Source organism: Tessaracoccus pujii, assembly GCF_055326215.1.
On record NZ_JBUZNP010000003.1, the window covers coordinates 424980 to 442948 of the forward strand.

The 17969-nt window shown below is 70.2% G+C and carries 14 protein-coding genes; 9 read left to right on the forward strand and 5 right to left on the reverse strand.

Annotation, left to right across the window (positions count from 1 at the left end):
• The first annotated feature begins 19 nt into the window (after window positions 1-19).
• Window positions 20-433 (forward strand): hypothetical protein, encoded by a 414-nt coding sequence (locus tag ACZK5N_RS06265; RefSeq protein ID WP_459019158.1) that lies wholly within the window; start codon window positions 20-22, stop codon window positions 431-433.
• Between the two features lie 9 nt (window positions 434-442).
• The gene (locus tag ACZK5N_RS06270; RefSeq protein ID WP_459019157.1) at window positions 443-1663 is read left to right on the forward strand and encodes a mechanosensitive ion channel family protein; all 1221 of its coding nucleotides are present in this window, start codon (window positions 443-445) and stop codon (window positions 1661-1663) included.
• On the opposite strand, the gene ACZK5N_RS06275 is transcribed toward ACZK5N_RS06270, so the two are convergent.
• Window positions 1660-2130: an NUDIX hydrolase gene (locus ACZK5N_RS06275; protein WP_459019156.1), complete on the reverse strand. Its 471-nt coding sequence runs from the start codon at window positions 2128-2130 to the stop codon at window positions 1660-1662. The two genes, ACZK5N_RS06270 and ACZK5N_RS06275, sit on opposite strands and share 4 nt — an antisense overlap.
• An 89-nt stretch (window positions 2131-2219) precedes the next feature.
• On the opposite strand from ACZK5N_RS06275, the gene ACZK5N_RS06280 reads away from it, so the two are divergent.
• Window positions 2220-3995 carry an acetyl-CoA carboxylase biotin carboxylase subunit gene (locus ACZK5N_RS06280; protein ID WP_459019155.1) on the forward strand — a complete coding sequence of 592 codons (1776 nt, stop codon included), beginning with the start codon at window positions 2220-2222 and terminating at the stop codon, window positions 3993-3995.
• A 105-nt stretch (window positions 3996-4100) separates the two neighbouring features.
• Here ACZK5N_RS06280 and ACZK5N_RS06285 read toward each other — a convergent pair whose 3' ends face one another.
• Window positions 4101-5504: an NAD(P)H-quinone dehydrogenase gene (locus tag ACZK5N_RS06285; RefSeq protein ID WP_459019154.1), complete on the reverse strand. Its 1404-nt coding sequence runs from the start codon at window positions 5502-5504 to the stop codon at window positions 4101-4103.
• Between the two features lie 45 nt (window positions 5505-5549).
• Between ACZK5N_RS06285 and ACZK5N_RS06290 the strand changes: the two genes are divergently transcribed.
• Genes ACZK5N_RS06290 through ACZK5N_RS06300 form a run of 3 tightly spaced genes read left to right on the forward strand, consistent with a single transcriptional unit; the run spans window position 5550 to window position 9846 of the window.
• Window positions 5550-6359 carry a purine-nucleoside phosphorylase gene (locus ACZK5N_RS06290; protein ID WP_459019153.1) on the forward strand — a complete coding sequence of 270 codons (810 nt, stop codon included), beginning with the start codon at window positions 5550-5552 and terminating at the stop codon, window positions 6357-6359.
• Entirely contained in the window at window positions 6359-8035 is a 1677-nt protein-coding gene (locus ACZK5N_RS06295; protein ID WP_459019152.1) for a phospho-sugar mutase, read from the forward strand. Before ACZK5N_RS06290 ends, ACZK5N_RS06295 begins: the two co-directional genes overlap by 1 nt.
• On the forward strand, window positions 8032-9846 hold the full coding sequence (locus tag ACZK5N_RS06300; protein WP_459019151.1) for a DUF2207 domain-containing protein: 1815 nt from the start codon (window positions 8032-8034) through the stop codon (window positions 9844-9846). Before ACZK5N_RS06295 ends, ACZK5N_RS06300 begins: the two co-directional genes overlap by 4 nt.
• A 3-nt stretch (window positions 9847-9849) precedes the next feature.
• On the opposite strand, the gene metG is transcribed toward ACZK5N_RS06300, so the two are convergent.
• Entirely contained in the window at window positions 9850-11634 is a 1785-nt protein-coding gene (gene metG / locus ACZK5N_RS06305; protein WP_459019150.1) for a methionine--tRNA ligase, read from the reverse strand.
• Window positions 11635-11644: 10 nt separating this feature from the next.
• A complete protein-coding gene (locus ACZK5N_RS06310; RefSeq protein WP_459019149.1) occupies window positions 11645-12517 on the reverse strand; it encodes a ribonuclease H family protein in 873 nt (290 codons plus the stop codon).
• Window positions 12518-12630: 113 nt separating this feature from the next.
• Between ACZK5N_RS06310 and ACZK5N_RS06315 the strand changes: the two genes are divergently transcribed.
• A complete protein-coding gene (locus tag ACZK5N_RS06315; protein WP_459019148.1) occupies window positions 12631-15363 on the forward strand; it encodes an exo-alpha-sialidase in 2733 nt (910 codons plus the stop codon).
• Between the two features lie 36 nt (window positions 15364-15399).
• Entirely contained in the window at window positions 15400-15948 is a 549-nt protein-coding gene (locus ACZK5N_RS06320; protein WP_459019147.1) for a DinB family protein, read from the forward strand.
• Window positions 15949-15950: 2 nt separating this feature from the next.
• On the opposite strand, the gene ACZK5N_RS06325 is transcribed toward ACZK5N_RS06320, so the two are convergent.
• Entirely contained in the window at window positions 15951-16619 is a 669-nt protein-coding gene (locus ACZK5N_RS06325; RefSeq protein WP_463624699.1) for a response regulator, read from the reverse strand.
• A gap of 24 nt (window positions 16620-16643) precedes the next feature.
• Between ACZK5N_RS06325 and ACZK5N_RS06330 the strand changes: the two genes are divergently transcribed.
• Window positions 16644-17963: an ISL3 family transposase gene (locus ACZK5N_RS06330; RefSeq protein WP_459018268.1), complete on the forward strand. Its 1320-nt coding sequence runs from the start codon at window positions 16644-16646 to the stop codon at window positions 17961-17963.
• Window positions 17964-17969 lie beyond the last annotated feature (6 nt).

Sequence of the window (17969 nt, forward strand, 5' to 3'; positions counted from 1 at the left end):
TGCGGGTACAGTGGCGGGCGTGAACCGGATCGCTCTCGCCCTGGCGTGCGCGCTCGCTCTCACCGGCTGCACCGCGTCCCAGGCCACCACCCCCGCGCCCTCGGCCACTGCCGTCGCGGTGGCGTCGGCGCCGCCCGACGGCGTGCTCCTGTCGGATCTCGGCTTCACCAACGCTCCCCCCGGGTTCTCCCTCCCCGCCGGTGCCGCCGTCGAGCAGCGGATCGACAGCCCCAACAACGTGACCGTCATGCTCACCTCGCCGGGCGCGCCGGAGATCATCGCCTACCTGCGCCGCGAGCTGCCCGCCATGGGCTTCACCGTGACCGCGGACGCCAACGGATCGCTGCTGTTCGAATCGGCCGGCCACGACGGCGCCTTCACCGCCACTGGTGACCTGGCCGCGCTCAGCCTCCGCACAGACCGCGCCTCGTAGGCTGACCCCATGGAACTGCTGACACTCGCCGCGTACGCCGCGGCCGGGTTCACCGCGGGCGCGGTGCTGTCGATCATCATCTCGGTGGCGATGCGCTTCGTCGTGCGTCGCAGGACGGGGCTCGGGTTCGTGTCGCGGCGCCTCAAGGTGCCCCAGCGTCTCTTCCTCACGCTGCTCGGCGCCGGGATCGGCGTGGGGCTGGCCACCGCGACGACGCCCACGCACGCCGCCCCCGAGTGGCGCCCGGTCTTCATGCAGGGGTTCCTCATCGTCATGATCCTCGCCGGGGCCTATCTGGCCACGGGTGCGATGAAGGCCGTGGAGGACGCGATCGTCGCCCGGGCACGCGCGGACGAGGGGACCCCCCACTTCCGGCGGGTCCGCACGCAGATGCAGGTGATCACCCAGGTGCTCATCGCGGTGCTGTGGATCTGCGCCGTCGCCTGGGCCCTGTTCACCTTCCCGCAGTTCCGCGCCATCGGGGCCTCCCTCTTCGCCTCCGCGGGCCTGCTCTCCATCGTCGCGGGGCTCGCGGCGCAGTCGTCGCTGTCCAATGTGTTCGCCGGCATGCAGATCGCCTTCAGCGATGCGCTGCGCGTGGGGGACCTGGTGGTGTTCGACACGCAGATGGGCACCGTCGAGGAGATCACCCTCACCTACGTGGTGGTGCGCACCTGGGATGACAGGCGGTGGATCGTACCCAGCACGGCCTTCACGACGAAGGCGTTCGAGAACTGGACGCGCGGCGAGGCGCAGATGCTGGGCACCGTGGAGCTGGACCTCGACTGGCTGGTGCCGGTGGAGGCGATGCGCGTGGAACTCACCCGCATCGTGCAGGCCAGCGCCCTCTGGGACGGCCGCAGCGTCAACCTGCAGGTCACCGACGCCGTCGGGGGGCCGGTGCGCATCCGCGCCGTCGTCTCGGCATCCTCGTCCGGCGAGCTGTGGGATCTGCGCTGCCACGTGCGCGAAGAGCTCATCGGCTGGGTGCAGCGGCACGCCGTCTACGCGCTGCCGCGCACCCGGCTGGAGCCCGAGACCACGACGGCGCCGTCGATCGAGGAGAGGGAGGAATACGTCGAGCAGGTGCTCACCGAGTGGGAGCAGGAGAAGGCGCTCGAGGAGTCGGCGAAGGAGACCGTCGTCATGCCTCCGATCACGCAGGACTCCCCCAAGCCCATGCCGCGGTCCTGGTTCCAGGCGTTGCGGGACCAGCGAGGCGTGGACTAGAGAGTCAGCGCCACGTCGCGGGGGTCATCCAGGGCGAGGCGCACCATGGACTCGAGACGCGGTTGTCGCGGCTCGGGAAGCGCGCCGACCGGGAACCAGGCCACCTCCGTGGACTCGTCGTCGGCCACCCGCGCCTCGCCGCCGATCCACCGGGCCCGGAAGCCGTGGTCCAGGTACTGGCAGCGGTCGCCATTGCTGTAGGTCAGCGGCTCGTTGACCACCAGCCACAGCATCCGCTCCACCTCGATGCGCACACCGGCCTCCTCCAGCGCCTCCCGGGCGGCCGTCTCGGCCGGGTTCTCGCCGGGATCGACGATGCCGCTGATGAGGGCCCACTCACCGGTGTCGGCCCGTCGAACCAGCAGAACCTCGCCGTCGCGCAGCACCGCGACGTTGGCGCCCATGAGCCAGAGCTGGGCGGTGCCGATGTGGCGGCGGAGATGGGCGATGAAGGGCGGAACCGGCATGGGCCCAGTGTCACAGGCTGTGGACGCGGCGTCCATGCACCTGCCGCGCGGATACACTCGCGTCAAAGCCGAATACAGGAGGGTCCAGAGTGGGCAACGTCGCCATCTCGAAGGTTCTGATCGCCAATCGTGGGGAGATCGCCGTCCGTGTCATCCGAGCCGCCCGGGACGCGGGCATAGCGTCGGTTGCGGTGTACGCGGATTCCGATTCAGAGTCCCTGTTCGTCAAGCTGGCCGACGAGGCGTTCGCCCTCAACGGTGCCACCCCAGCGGACACCTACCTCAACATCCCCAAGCTCCTGGATGTGGCTCAGCGCTCCGGCGCGGACGCCGTGCATCCCGGATACGGCTTTCTCGCCGAGAACGCAGGCTTCGCCCAGGCGATCATCGACGCCGGCCTGATCTGGATCGGCCCGCCGCCCGCCGCCATCGATTCGCTCGGGGACAAGGTCAAGGCACGCCACATCGCCCACAAGGTGGGGGCGCCGCTGGTGCCGGGTACCGCCGACCCGGTGGCCAACGCCGACGAGGTGCTCACCTTCGCCCGCGAGCACGGCCTCCCCATCGCCATCAAAGCCGCCTTCGGCGGCGGCGGTCGCGGCCTCAAGGTGGCCCGCACCATGGAGGAGGTGCCGGAGCTGTTCGAGTCCGCCACCCGCGAGGCGGTCACGGCGTTCGGTCGTGGGGAGTGCTTCGTCGAGCGCTACCTGGACAAGCCCCGGCACGTGGAGACCCAGTGCCTGGCGGACAGCCACGGCAACGTCGTCGTCGTGTCGACGCGCGACTGCTCCCTGCAGCGCCGACACCAGAAGCTCGTGGAGGAGGCCCCCGCGCCGTTCCTCACCGAGGACCAGGTGACCCGGCTGTACGAGTCGAGCAAGGCCATCCTCAAGGAGGCGGGGTACGTCGGGGCCGGCACCTGCGAGTTCCTCGTCGGCCTCGACGGCACCATCTCGTTCCTCGAGGTCAACACCCGCCTTCAGGTGGAGCATCCGGTCTCCGAGGAGGTCACCCGCATCGACCTGGTGCGCGAGATGTTCCGCATCGCCGCCGGCGAGGAGTTGGGCTACACGGACCCGGAGGTGATCGGGCACTCCATCGAGTTCCGGATCAACGCCGAGGACGCCGGCCGCAACTTCATGCCCGCCCCTGGCACGCTGGTGAAATGGCACGCCCCGTCGGGCCCGGGCGTCCGGGTGGACGAGGGCTACCACGTGGGCATGACCGTCCCCGGGGCGTTCGATTCGCTCGTGGCCAAGGTGATCATCACCGGCGCGGACCGCGATCAGGCCCTGGCCCGCTCGCGTCGCGCCCTGGCCGAGTTGAAGATCGAGGGCATGCCCACCGTCGTCCCGTTCCATCAGGCCGTGCTGAACGAGCCCGCCTACACCGCGCCGGACGGCGTGTTCGCGGTGCACACACGCTGGATCGAGACGGAGTTCACAGGCGAGATCGCCGCCTACACCGGTGTGCTGGGCGAGGCCGAGGACCTGCCGGAGCCGGAGGTCGTGACGGTCGAGGTCAACGGCAAGCGCGTGGAGGTCAAGCTGCCAGGCGGCTTCGGAGCCCGTCCGGCGGCGTCCAAGGCCGTGAAGAAGCCCGCCAAGCGCGATCGTGGGGGCAGCAGGGTGTCGGCCCCGTCGGGGAACGCACTGGTCACGCCCATGCAGGGCACCATCGTCAAGGTGTCGGTGCAGGAGGGTCAGCAGGTGGGCGAGGGCGAGACCATCGCCGTCATCGAGGCCATGAAGATGGAGCAGCCGCTCAACGCGCACCGTGACGGCGTCATCGTCGGACTGAAGCTGGAGGCCGGGCAGGCCGTGAGCGCGGGTGAGGTGCTCTGCGAGATCGTCGACGCGGAGTGAGGTCGCCTTGGGGCCGGGGCTATTTGATCGCGCACGCCTCGTGTCGCGCGTCCAGACCGGCCACGACCCCGGCGGCTTCTCCCTGCTGATGGGCCTGTTCGACGACTAGTTCGTGAGGAGCGCGCCGTCGCGGCTGTGCAGGCGGCGTGCGGCCTCCGCGATGGACCCGGACATCGACGGGTAGACCGTGAAGGCCTGGCTGAAGTCCTCCACGGTCACCTTCTGCGCCACCGCGATCGACACCGCGTGGATCAGCTCCGACGCGCGGGGGGCCACCACGACGCCGCCGATGATGATGCCCGTCGTGGGCAGGCAGAACAGCTTGACGAAACCGTCGGTGAAGCCCTGCATCTTGGAGCGCGCGTTGGAGGCGAGCGGCAGCAGCACCGACGCGACCCGCACCTCGCCGGAGTCCGCCTGCTCCTGGGTGATGCCCACCGTGGCGATCTCCGGGGTGGTGAACACGTTCGACGACACGCGCCGAAGGTCCAGCGGCGTCACCGCGTCGCCCAGTGCGTGCCACATGGCGATGCGGCCCTGCATCGCGGCCACGGAGGCCAGCGCGAACACACCGGTCACATCACCGGCCGCGTAGATGTTGCGCACGCTGGTGCGCGAGACCCGATCCACCGAGATGTGGCCCGACGGCGTCATCGCGACGCCCGCCTCCTCCAGCCCGAGCCCGGCGGAGTTCGGGATGGCCCCCACCGCCATCAGGCAGTGGGAACCGCGCACCTCCCGGCCGTCCTCGAGCGATACCACCACGTCGTCACCGTCGCGCCGGGCCGCGTAGGCGCGACACTCGCTCATGATCTCCATGCCGCGGCGCTCGAACGCGCGTTGCAGCACTGCAGCCGCGTCCTGGTCCTGCCCGGGCAGCACCTGCCTGCGGGAGGACACCAGGACCACGTCGCAGCCGAGGCCGTCATAGGCGGAGGCGAACTCGGCCCCCGTGACGCCGGAACCCACGACGATGAGCCGCTCCGGCACCTCGGTGAGGTTGTAGACCTGCTTCCAGTTGAGGATCCGCTCCCCGTCGCACTGCGCATCCGGCAGCTCCCGGGGGGTGGTGCCGGTGGCCATGAGCACGACGTCGGCGTCGAAGACCTGCTCCCCGGACTCGGTGGAGGCGACGACGCGGGTGGGCCCGTCCAGGCGCGCGGTGCCGCTGACGAGATGGACCCCGTCCTGCCGCAGGCGCTGCGCGATGTCGGCCGACTGGGCCCGGGCGAGCTTCAACACGCGCTCGTTGACCTCACCCAGGTCCACCCGGACGATGTCCTTGACGTCGGGGGCGGCGATGTGGAGCCCCAGCTGCCGGGCGCTCTCGATGCGCACCATGATCTCGGCGGTGGCGATGAGGGTCTTCGAGGGCACGCAGTCGCTGAGGACGGCGGCTCCCCCGAGCCCGTCCCGCTCGATGAGGGTGACCTCCCCGCCGAGCTGATTGCCCACGAGGGCCGCCTCGTAGCCGCCTGGGCCTCCGCCGATGATCACTACCTTGGTCACGGCCCCATCTTCCCATAGCGCCGCTGGCCCGAACGGCGCTCGCCTATGCTGGACCGGGTGAGTGAACCCTTCGACCTGGCGGCCGAGGCCGCAGACTTCCTCCGCTCCCGATTCGACCTGGACCGCATCGACCTGGCACTGGTGCTGGGTTCCGGGTGGTCCTCGGGAGCCGACCAGCTGGGCGAGCCCCTGGGCAGCATCGAGCTTGCCGCGGTCCCCGGCTTCAGCAGGCCCGTGGTCAGCGGCCACGGGGGTCAGCTGCTGTTGTCGCGCACGTCGTCGGGAAAGGTGGCCGCCACGTTCACCGGGCGCACCCACCTCTACGAGGGCCGCGGGGTGGACCCGGTGGTCCACGGCATCCGCACGTCGGCGGCCTGGGGCGCCCCGACGCTGGTGCTCACCAACGGGTGCGGGGGGCTCAACCCCGCCTGGGTGCCGGGCACCGTCGTGCTCATCGCGGACCACATCAACCTCACCGGCGCCACGCCACTGCGCGGTGCGACGTTCATCGACATGACCGAGGCCTACTCCAGGCGCCTGCGGGATCTGGCCCGGCGCGTCGAGCCGGCCCTGCCGGAGGGCGTCTACGTGCAGTTCAGCGGTCCACAGTACGAGACCCCGGCGGAGGTCCGGATGGCCGGGGTGCTCGGCGGAGATCTCGTGGGCATGTCAACCACGCTGGAGACCATCGCCGCCCGCGAGTCGGGCATGGAGGTGCTGGGGCTGTCCCTGGTCACCAACGCGGCCGCCGGCCTCAGCGGGTCGGCACTCGATCACTCGGAGGTGCTTCAGGCGGGGCGCGACGCGGGCCCCCGGCTCGCCCGCCTGCTCTCAGGCATCGTCGGGGAGCTGTGATGAGCGAGCTGTTGACGATCGCGCAGGCATGGCGCGACGCGGACCCGGACCCTGAGACGGCCGCTGAGCTCGACGAGGTGGTGGTGCGCGCCCAGGCCAACGACGACGCCATCCGCGCCGCCGCTCTCGCGGACCTGGCCGCCGCCTTCGCCGGCCCGCTCGAGTTCGGCACGGCGGGTCTCCGCGGCCCCATCGGCCCCGGGCCCGCCCGGATGAACCGGGTGGTGGTGACGCAGGCCGCCGCCGGCTTCGCAGCGTGGCTCGCCGCCAACGGTCACAGCGGCGGGCGGGTCGTCGTCGGCCACGACGCCCGGCACAAGTCGGAAGAATTCGCGCTGGATACCGCGGAGGTTTTCGCCGGCGCGGGGTTCGAGGTGATGTGGACCGGTGAGCCCATCCCCACGCCGGTGGTCGCTTTCGGCATCCAGCACTTCGGCTGCGTCGCCGGGGTGGTGGTCACCGCCTCCCACAACCCGCCCGCGGACAATGGCTACAAGGTCTACCTCGGCGACGGCTCCCAGATCGTGCCACCGGCGGACGCCGGGATCGCGGCGGAGATCGCTGCCGTCGCAGCAGGAGGGTGGGCCACCCTTCCCCGCTCGGATGCCCGCCGCGACGTGACCGCAGAGCTGCTCGATGCGTACGTGGAACGCGCGGCCGCGCTCTACCCGGCCGGGTCCCCGCGGGACCTGGTGTGGGTGCACACCGCCCTGCACGGCGTCGGGGCCAAGACCATGCGCCGCGTCGCCGAGGCAGCGGGTTTACCCGCCCCCGTCGAGGTGACGCAGCAGTCCGAGCCCAACGCGGACTTCCCCACGGTCGCGTTCCCGAACCCGGAGGAGGAGGGCGCCATCGACCTGGCGCTGGAGCTCGCAGCGTCCGAGGGCGCGGACGTGGTGATCGCCAACGATCCGGATGCGGACCGCTGCGCGGTGGCCGCCGTCGTCGACGGTGGGTGGCGGATGCTCACCGGCGACGAGCTGGGCGCCGTCCTCGGCCACGACGCCATCGCGGGCGGGGTGCCCGGCACGTTCGCCAACTCGGTGGTGTCCTCGACGCTGCTGGCGCGCATGGCGAAGGCGGCCGGCAGAGCCCATGTGACCACCCTGACGGGCTTCAAGTGGATCGGACGCGTGCCGGACCTGGCCTTCGGCTACGAGGAGGCCATCGGCTACTGCGTGGACTCCGGGACGGTGCCGGACAAGGACGGCATCACGGCCGCCGTCACGGTGCTGCGGATCGTCGCGGACCTCAAGGCCGCCGGCCGGACGCTGGCGGACCTGCTGGACGACATCGCGCGCCGGTACGGCCTCACCGCGACGTCGCAGCTGGCCGTGCGGGTGGCGGACCTCTCCCTCATCACCGACGCCATGGCGCGGCTGCGGGCAAACCCGCCCGCGACGTTGCTCGGCTCACCTGTCGCGGTGACCGATCTCGCGGAGGGATCGGAGGCACTGCCCCCCACCGACGCCGTCGAGCTGACCGGTGACCGGGTGCACGTCGTCGCGCGGCCCTCGGGCACCGAGCCCAAGCTGAAGTGCTACCTGGAAGTGCGCCTCGACCCCGAGGAGTCCGCCGACGTCGCGGCTGCGCGCACGGTCGCGGCGGGGCGCCTGGCCGAGCTGCGGAGGGAGATGGCGGCGGCGCTCGGTGTCATGGATACAGTTGACGTATGACGAAGCTGCGCTCCGGTCTTCTCGCACTACTGTTGGCCCTCGGGGCCGCCTGGCTTGGGGTGATGCCGGCGGCGGCCGAGGAATCGGCCCCCATCACCCGCTACGACGTGGATGTGCAGCTCGCCGAGGAGGGGGTGGCGAGCGTCACCATCGATTTCACCATGGACTTCTCCGTCCTGCGGGCGCGCGGGCCGTACATCCTGCTGCCCACGCTGCAGGAGGACGGCGCCAACCCGGACGAGAACTACGTGTTCGACTACTCCGGCATCCAGGTCAGCTCGGACACGGGCGCCAACACCGAGGTGTTCGTCGAGAACTCCAACGACATGCTGAGCCTTCGCGTCGGCAATGAGAACATCTGGAACTCGACTCCGGAGGACTACAGAGTCTCCTACGACGTGACGGGCCTCATCGCCACGGACCACCCGGAGAGCGGGCTGGACGAGTTCAACTGGGACGTCATCGGCCCCGCCTGGCAGTCCCGATTCTCCAACATCACCGTCGACGTGACCGGGCCGGCGGACCTGGCGGACGTCGCGTGCTTCTACGGCCCGAGCGTCACCACACCCTGCGAAGCCGACCAGTCGGGGAACACGGCCACGTTCGCCCTGGACGCGCTGCCCCCCCGGACCTCGATGCAGGTCGTGGCCGGTTTCCCCGCAGGGACCTTCCCAGGTGTGGTGCAGGAGAAGGCGCGCCGCGTCACCGTGGACAACGCGTTCGAGCTCACGCCCGGCACCGGCGCGGTGACCGGCGCCGGCCTCGTCGCCGCCGTGGCGGGGCTCATCGCTGTGCGTCGTCGCCACGCCCGTGATGACGTCTACCTGGGCCTCACACCGGGCCTCACCCCCCTGTCGGGGCAGGAGGAGCGGATCGGGCAGAGCAGTGGAAAGTTCCCGGTCACGGTGCAGTTCCACCCACCCAAGGGGGCGACGCCCGGCGAGATCGGCACGCTGATGGATACGACGGCGGACAACGTCGACGTATCCGCCACCATCGTGGACCTGGCCGTGCGCGGGTACCTGCGGATCCACTCGCAGTCGAAGAGGGACTTCACACTCGAAGCGCTCAACGGCCCTCCCGGCCCGCTGGAGCCGTTCGAGGACAAGCTGCTGCGCGACCTGTTCCAGGGACGCAGCGTGCGCACCTCGAAAGAGCTGAGTAAGGCCAAGTTCGCCCAGGTGCTGCCTGAGGCCCGCAACGGCCTCTACGCCTCCGTCGTGCGCAAGGGCTGGTTCAAGGGCAACCCAACGACGGCGCAGATGGTCCCGATCGTCCTGGGCGCCCTCATGATCGGCGGTGGGCTGCTGGTCACCTTCGTCGCGGCCAGCGTCGGTTGGGGTCTCATCGGCATCCCGCTTGCCGTGTTCGGCCTGGGTCTGATCGTGATGTCGGGCAAGTTCCGCAAGCGAACGGCCACCGGATCCGCCTACCTGGCGCAGGCCAAGGGCTTCGAGCTGTACCTCCGCACGGCCGAGGCGGACACGCTGCAGTTCGAGGAGGGCGAGGACATCTTCAGCAAGTATCTTCCCTACGCCATGGTCTTCGGCGTGGCCGAGCGCTGGTCCAAGCTGTTCGCGGATCTCGGCGCGCAGGGGCTCTATCAGGCCAACACCGGCTGGTACGTGGGCGCGGACCTCATGCACGGCTACTACTTCGCCAGCGCCATGAACAATCTCACCCACTCGATGTCGGACGCCATGCAGGCCGCCCGGATGGACGGCATGAGCCAGTCCACCGGCGGCTCGAGCGGGTTCTCGGGGTTCAGCGGTGGCGGCGGCTTCGGCGGCGGTGGCGGCGGCTCCTGGTGAGGATCAGCCTGCGATCGGCGCCCAGCTCGGCCCGGTGGAGCCGAGCGCCTCGTCCAGCTTGGTGAACAGCGGCGACGGCTTGGCCAGGGGCGTTCCCGCCACGATCGGACGAGACTCCCAGACGGCCTGTTGAGCGCCGTACTCGCCCTGCAGCGTGGGATAGGTGAGATCCTCCTCCGTCACGTCGACGATCTGCGGCTGCGCCGCCCACACCCCCTCGCCGCCGAGCGCCTCGAACACCTTCTGCGCCGAGTGCGGAAGGTAGGGCGTCAGGAGCGTGTTGCAGTCCGAGACCACCTGGAGCGCGACGTGGAGGACGGTGTCGCGGCGGGCCACGTCCTCCTTGAGCTTCCAGGGCTCCTGGTCCGAGAGGTACTTGTTGGCCAGCCCCACGATCCGCATGGCCTCCGTGATGCCGGCCTTGAAGCGGCGAGCGGCGATGTGCTCCCCCACCACCTCGAAGGCGGCAGCCGACCCGCTGAGAAGTGCGTGATCCGCCTCTGTCAGCTCGCCCGCCGCCGGGATGGCCCCGACGTTCTTGTGCGCCATGGACAGTGACCGGTTGACCAGGTTGCCCCACTCGTTGGCCAGTTCGAAGTTGATCCGCCGCACGAACTCGTCCCAGGTGAAGTCCGTGTCCTGGTTCTCCGGGCCCGCCACCGCGATGTAGTACCGCAGCGCATCCGGGCCGAACTCGGCCAGGAAGTCGCCGACGAAGATCGAGGCGCCCCGCGAGCTGGACACCTTCGATCCCTTCATGGTCATGAACTCCGAGCTCACCACCTCCGTGGGTAGCTGCAGCTCCCCCAGAGTGTCGCGGATCGTGCCGCCGTGCACGCCCTGACCGTTGGCGCCCAGCAGGATGCCCGGCCAGATCACGGAGTGGAAGACGATGTTGTCCTTGCCCATGAAGTAGTAGGAGCGTGCCGCGGGTGAGTTCCAGAAGGCGCGCCACGCATCCGGGTCCCCGGTGCGCCTGGCCCACTCCACGGACGCGGAGAGGTAGCCGATGACGGCGTCGAACCACACGTAGATCCGCTTCATGGGCGCGTCGCGCCAGCCGTCGAGCGGCACGGGGACGCCCCAGTCGAGGTCGCGGGTGATGGCCCGCGGCCGGATCTCGGCGAGCAGGTTGTGGGAGAACTTCAGCACGTTGGGGCGCCAGTCCTCACGGCTGTCGATCCACTGACCCAACATCGGCGCCAGGGCGGGCAGGTCCAAGAAGAAGTGCTCCGTCTCGACGAACTGCGGCGTCTCGCCGTTCATCTTCGACTTCGGGTTGATCAGGTCCGCGGGGTCGAGCTGGTTGCCGCACTGGTCGCACTGGTCGCCGCGGGCGTTGTCGTAGCCGCACAACGGGCAGGTGCCCTCGATGAACCGGTCCGGCAGGGTGCGTCCGGTCGACGGCGAGATGGCGCCCATCTGCGTCTTGGCCGTCACGTAGCCGTTGTCGTGCAGAGCGGTGAACAGTTCCTGCACCACCCGGTAGTGGTTGGGGGTCGTGGTGCGGGTGTACAGGTCGTAGGACAGGCCGAGTCCCTGCAGATCCTCGACGATCTGCCGGTGGTACTTGTCGGCCGTCTGTCGCGGGGTGAGACCTTCGGCGTCAGCCTTCACCTGGATGGCGGTGCCGTGCTCGTCCGAACCGGAGACCATGAGCACGTCGTGGCCGGCCATCCGCATGTACCGTGCGAACACATCCGAGGGGACACCGAAGCCCGAGACGTGTCCGATGTGACGGGGGCCGTTGGCGTAGGGCCAGGCGACGGCGGCAAGAACGTGACTCATGCGCGCCATCCTATCGGCGCGGCGACACCCCGCTCGCCTGGGCGAATCGCAGGCGCCAGCCCACCGGGAGCTCCAACCAGAGCGCGGCGTACAGGATGCCGTCTGCCTGCCAGCGGGTCAGCCCGGCCCCTGCGCCCAGGGTGTCGACGCCGAGGAGGTCGAGGCTGTCGCCGGGCGGCCACGGCGCTCGCGCGGACACGGTCCCGTCGACGGTGTGCGCGACGAACTCGTGGTGGAGGGGGGCGGCAGGGGGATCGGCGACGGCGGCGCGGGTGAGTCTGATGAGCGCGGCCTTGGTGCGCGGCGGGGCGGAACCCGGCACTGGCCTGGGCGCACCGGGTGCCTCCGCGTCCAGGGAGAACAGGTCCGGCTCCGGCTCCTTCTGTCCCACGGAGAAGTCACTGCGGCCGGCCGGGCGTGCCGTCGCCGGGAAGCCCGGGCCCGCGTCGACGGGCTCACCTCGCTGGAAGGCGGTGGCCGCGGCCCTGGCCCGAACGTCTGCCGCCTCGTTCATGGCGTGGCCGGCGTGGCCCTTCACCCACTCGAACTGGACCGATCTTCCCTGGAGGGCCAGATCGAGTTCCTTCATGAGCTCGACGTTGAGGACGGGCTTGCCGTCACCCTTCTTCCAGCCCTTGCGCTTCCATCCCGGCAACCACTTCGTCAACGAGTTGATGACGTATTGGGAGTCGCACAGGATTCTCAGCGGCTCATCCAGGTGCGCCGTCGAACGCAGCAGGTCCAGCACCGCCATGAGCTCGCCCATGTTGTTGGTGCCGTGGTCCCAACCGCCGGCCGCCCAGATGTCGTCGCTGACGTACCACGCCCACCCCGCCGGTCCGGGGTTCGACAGGGCGGAGCCATCCGCGGCGGCGACAATCACGCGCCCGAGCCTAGTCGAATCGCTCACGTCCATTGCCCGAACGGTTGTCAGACATCCAATCTCTCAGTGAGATGGGTCGTGGAAACACTGCCGTTGCCACCAGGAGTCCAGATATGTCCTTGTCCAGATCCACTCATCCTCTGCTGCTCGCGCTGGTCGCGGTGCTCGCCCTCGTCGGCATCACGATGCCCACCGCACGCGCTCAGGAGCCCACTCCTGTCACGGACCCGGCCCAGCGCGTCGTCGCGGAGGGCCCCACCGGTCGAGTTCTGCTCGACCTCATCAGCCCGAGGGCCACCTACGCGGCCGGGGACGTCATCTCACTGCAGTACCGCTTCGAGTCGAAGATCGACGCCACCCAGAACGTGGTCGTCACCTCCGAGACCGTCGCCGACGCGTCGCGGTGCAGCTGGCGCAACCTCCCCGGACAGCTGACGGGGAAGTACAACTGCACCGTCGATCCACGGCCCAGCTACACGGTCACGGCCGACGACGCGGCGGCCGGACGCGCCGACATCACGACCGTCTGGACCACCACCGACCCTGCCACCGGTGGCACCACCGGCCGCATCGTCCACACCAAGGCCATCGCGGTCACCGACGCCGATCCGACGCCCGGCGCGTACCTCTCCGTGACGATGAGCCGCACCGACACCCTGGGCGCCCCCGTGTACGAGGGCCAGCTCCTGACCTACAGCTTCACGTACACCAACACCGGCCCGGTCGCCATCACGGCCTTCCCGCGGAGCTCCAGCATCGACGGAGTCGCCGTGAGCCCCGCCGGCGGCGCCTGCCGGTGGGCGGACCTCCGGCCCGGGCAGTCGGCCACGTGCACCTCAGGATGGCACCTGGTCACAGCCGACGATGTGGCCGCCGGCTCCTTCACCCCCACGACCCTCTGGCAGGCGACGGCCGACCGCGCGGGAACGGTCATCCTGCAGGACGGCATCGTCGTCACGGGCGACGCGGTGACGACAGCGCCCGGGGCCCCCGAGTTCCGGGAGGGCGTCGCGACGACCCTGGCAGTGGCCGGATCGTTCGGCTTCACGTGCCACCGGATCCCTGCCCTGACCGAGGCTCCGAACGGATGGCTGCTGGCCTCCTGGGACGGCCGCCCCGGCGGATGCGGGGACGCCCCCCAGGCCAACAGCATCGTGCAGCGCATCTCCACCGACGGTGGCGCCACCTGGGGACCACTGACGGTCATCGCCGGGGGCCGCACGGCCGCGCCGAAGTACGGCTACTCGGACCCGTCCTATGTCGTCGACCGGGAGACCGGCACCATCTTCAACTTCTTCGTCAAGTCCTACGACCAGGGCTGGGGCGGGTCCCGGGCCGGCACGGATCCGGACGACCGTAACGTCCTGCACGCCGCGGTCGTGCGGTCCACGGACAACGGCCTCACCTGGAGCGAGCCGGCGGTCATCACGGCCGACATCACCGACGAACCCGACTGGACGAGCCGTTTCGCCGCGTCCGGCGAAGGCATCCAACTGCGGTACGGGCCGCATTCCGGCCGCCTGATCCAGCAGTACACCGTGCGCGACGGCGGTGTCATGCGAGCGGTGAGCGTCTACTCCGACGACCACGGCCTGACCTGGCGGGCCGGCGTCCCCGTCGGCTCCGGCATGGACGAGAACAAGGTGGTGGAGCTGTCGAACGGGGACGTGATGCTCAACTCGCGGTCCTCGGACTCCACGCTCGCGCGCAAGGTCGCGATCTCTGCCGACGGCGGCGTCACCTACGGCGACATGGCCGTGGACCACACCCTCATCGACCCCCGAAACAACGCCTCGATCATCCGGGCCTTCCCGGACGCACCCGCCGGGTCTGCGAGGTCGCGGATGCTGCTGTTCTCCAACGCCGCCAGCACGGCCGGCCGCGTGAACGGCACCGTGCGGCTGTCCTTCGACGACGGGCAGACGTGGTCGGCGTCGAAGGTGTTCGAACCGGGCGCCATGTCCTATTCCACGCTGACGCCGCTCAGCGCCCCCGGGACCTACGGGCTGTTCTACGAGGGCGCGGGCTACGCCATGCGCTACATGCAGATCTCACTCGACTGGATCGGCGCACTGCCCGTGACGCTCGGCAACGGCGCCGATCCGGTGGTGCACCGCGGCACGACGTCGCTCACCTACACCCTCACCAACGTCGGGGACCGCGACCTCGCCGGGCTCGGCGTCGAGCCGCACCTCCCGACGGGCTGGGAGCTGAAGGCGGTCTCCCCCGCAACCGTGGACCTGCCGGCAGGCGAGTCCGCCGACGTCGAGGTGTCGATGGTGGTACCAGCGACCGCGGACCCGGCGTCGCACCGGATCACGGCGACGGTCACCGACGGTGACCGCACCGCCTCGGGGAGCATCGCGCCGGAGCTCCGGCTGCGGCCCCACGAGAACGCCTCCCAACCGGTGAGCCTCACGCTGCTCGGGGACGTGCAGGCGCAGCAAGGCGAAGAGGCTGGACGGATGCTCGACGGCGACCCGGCCACGCTGTGGCACACCCCGTGGTCCGGCACCGTGTCGCTGCCGCTCGATGTCGACCTGGCGGTCGGCGGCGACCCCGTGGATCTGGCGTCTCTGGCCCTCCTGCCGCGCCAGGCGGGCACCAACGGGCGGATCCGCGGCTACGAGGTCCACGCCGGCTCGGACGTCGACTCGCTGGTCAGGGTGGCCGAGGGTGTCCTTCCGGACTCCGCCGACGTCCAGGTCATCCCGCTGACCGGACGGGCAGGGGTCGTGCGGCTGCGTGTGCTCAGCACCTACGGCAACCCCGCCGACCGCTGGGTGTCCCTGGCCGAGCTGTCCGTGACGCGCGCCGTGCCGGACGACGAGCCGGGCCGCCGCTGAGCCGAGCACTGGGGCGGGATCGGTTAGGCTCGGACGATGAGCGAGTCGCCGATCCCGCCCCAGCCCCCCGTTCCGGACACCAAGGACTGGACCTGGGTCACCGAGCGGCCGTGCCCCGAGTGCGGGTTCGACGCGACGACGGTGACGCCGCAGAACCTGCCGTCCCTGATCCTCGATGCCTCGGCCCGCTTCCAGAAGGCCGTAGATCGACGAGGTGCCGAGGCACGGCCGGAACCCACCACGTGGTCGGTGATCGAGTACGGCCGGCATGTGGCCGACGTGTTCGAGGTGATGACGGCGCGCCTCCACCTCATCCTCGACAGCGACGGCGCGGGCGCTGAGTTCGCGGACTGGGATCAGGACGCGGCCGCCGCGGAGGAGGAGTACTGGCTCTCTGACGCCAACGCCACCCGCATCCTCATAGCCGAGCGCGCCCAGGCCGCCGCCAAGGCGTGGGCCGAGCCCCAGGGGGCGGAGTGGGAGTGGACCGGGCTGCGCAGCAATGGGTCGCGGTTCACCACGCTCTCGCTCGGCAGGTACTTCGCCCACGACCTCGTGCACCACCTGCACGACGTGGGAGCCTGACCTCAGTGCAGCAGGCCATGCCGGCGCGCGGCCGCGACCGCGGCGGTGCGCGACTCGGCCCCCAGCTTCGCGAACGCGTGCACCAGGTGGGTCTTGACCGTTCCCTCTGAGATGAACAGGCCCTTGGCGATCCCCCGGTTCGTCACGCCTTCGGCAACCAACCGGAGCACGTCGAGTTCCCGTGCGCTGAGCGTGGGCACCCCCTGGGCCATGCGGTCCACCACGCGGCCTTCGAGGTCGCTCGAGAGCACGAGCCGTCCCTGCGCCGCATCACCGATGCCCCGGATGATCTCCTCGGGCTCCGCATCCTTGAGCAGGTAGCCCGCGGCACCGGCGAGCACGGCACGCGCGATGTCGGAATCGTTGTCGTAGGTGGTGAGGATGAGCACAGCCGGGCCGCCCTGGCGCGAGCGGAGCGCAGTCGTGACGCCCACGCCGTCGAGGCCGGGGCCGAGCCGCAGATCGCACAGCACCACGTCCGGCGCGGTCTCCACCACCATGGTGAGTGCCTCCTCGCCCGAGGCGGCCGCCCCCACCACATCGATACCCGCGGCGCCCCCCAACAGCGCCTCGAGCCCGGAACGCGGCTCATCACAGATGAGGGTGTAGGAGGCTGTTCGGCGCGTCGGGCCGGGTAGGGGTCGAGGTCTCCCGATGATGGAAGTTCTCACGCTGCCCATCTGGAAGACCTCGACGTGTCTGATGCTACCCCTGGGGCGGGGTTCGCCTGCCCTGACCTGACCTCGTTCTGTCGGCTCGATGAGCTCGGCCTGGAGGTCACCGGCCAACTGCTGGAGCCTGGCCGTGCGGTGCTCGCCTGCCGGGTGGTGGAGCCGGATCAGTGGTGCCGACGCTGCGGCTGCGAAGGCGTGGCCCGTGACACCGTGACGCGGGCGTTGGCGCACGAGCCGTTCGGCTGGCGGCCGACCACGTTGCTGGTCACGATCCGTCGCTACCGCTGCACCGGCTGCGGGCATGTGTGGCGGCAAGACACCAGCCTCGCCGCGGAGCCGCGGGCGAAGCTGTCACGCCGCGGGCTGCGGTGGGCGTTGGAGGGTCTGGTCGTGCAGCACCTCACCGTCGCCCGGGTCGCCGAAGGGCTGGGGGTGTCGTGGAACACCGCCAACACGGCGGTCCTGGCCGAAGGCAAGCGGGTCCTGATCGACGACCCGACCAGGTTCGACGGGGTGACGGCCATCGGCGTGGACGAGCACGTGTGGCGCCACACCCGCCGCGGTGACAAGTACGTCACCGTCATCATCGACCTGACCGGCATCCGCACCCGGACAGGGCCTGCCAGGCTGCTCGACATGGTCGAAGGGCGCTCCAAGCAGGCGTTCAAGCAGTGGCTGTCCGAACGCGACCAGGCATGGCGCGACAGAGTTGAGGTCGTCGCGATGGACGGGTTCACCGGGTTCAAGACCGCCACCGCCGAAGAGCTGCCCGACGCGACCGCCGTCATGGATCCCTTCCACGTGGTCCGCCTCGCCGGCGACGCCCTCGACCGATGCCGCCGACGCGTCCAACAAGCCATCCACGGACACCGAGGCCGCACCAGCGACCCGCTCTACTCGGCGCGCCGCACCCTCCACACCGGCACCGACCTCCTCACCGACCGACAGAAGGACCGGCTCACCGCCCTGTTCGCCGGCGATGACCATGTCGAGGTCGAAGCCACCTGGGGCATCTACCAACGCATGATCGCCGCCTACCGCGAACCCGATCGGACCAGAGGCCGGGCCCTGATGACCAGCCTGATCGCCTCGGTCAGCCAGGGCGTCCCCGCCGCGTTGAGCGAGGTGATCACACTCGGCCGAACGCTGAAGAAGCGAGCCGACGACGTGCTGGCCTATTTCGACCGGCCCGGCACCTCGAACGGTCCCACCGAGGCCCTCAACGGCCGCCTGGAACATCTCCGCGGATCAGCACTCGGCTTCCGGAACCTCACCAACTACATCGCCAGATCACTGCTCGAGACCGGCGGATTCAGACCCCGACTACACCCTGGATTGTGATGAGCC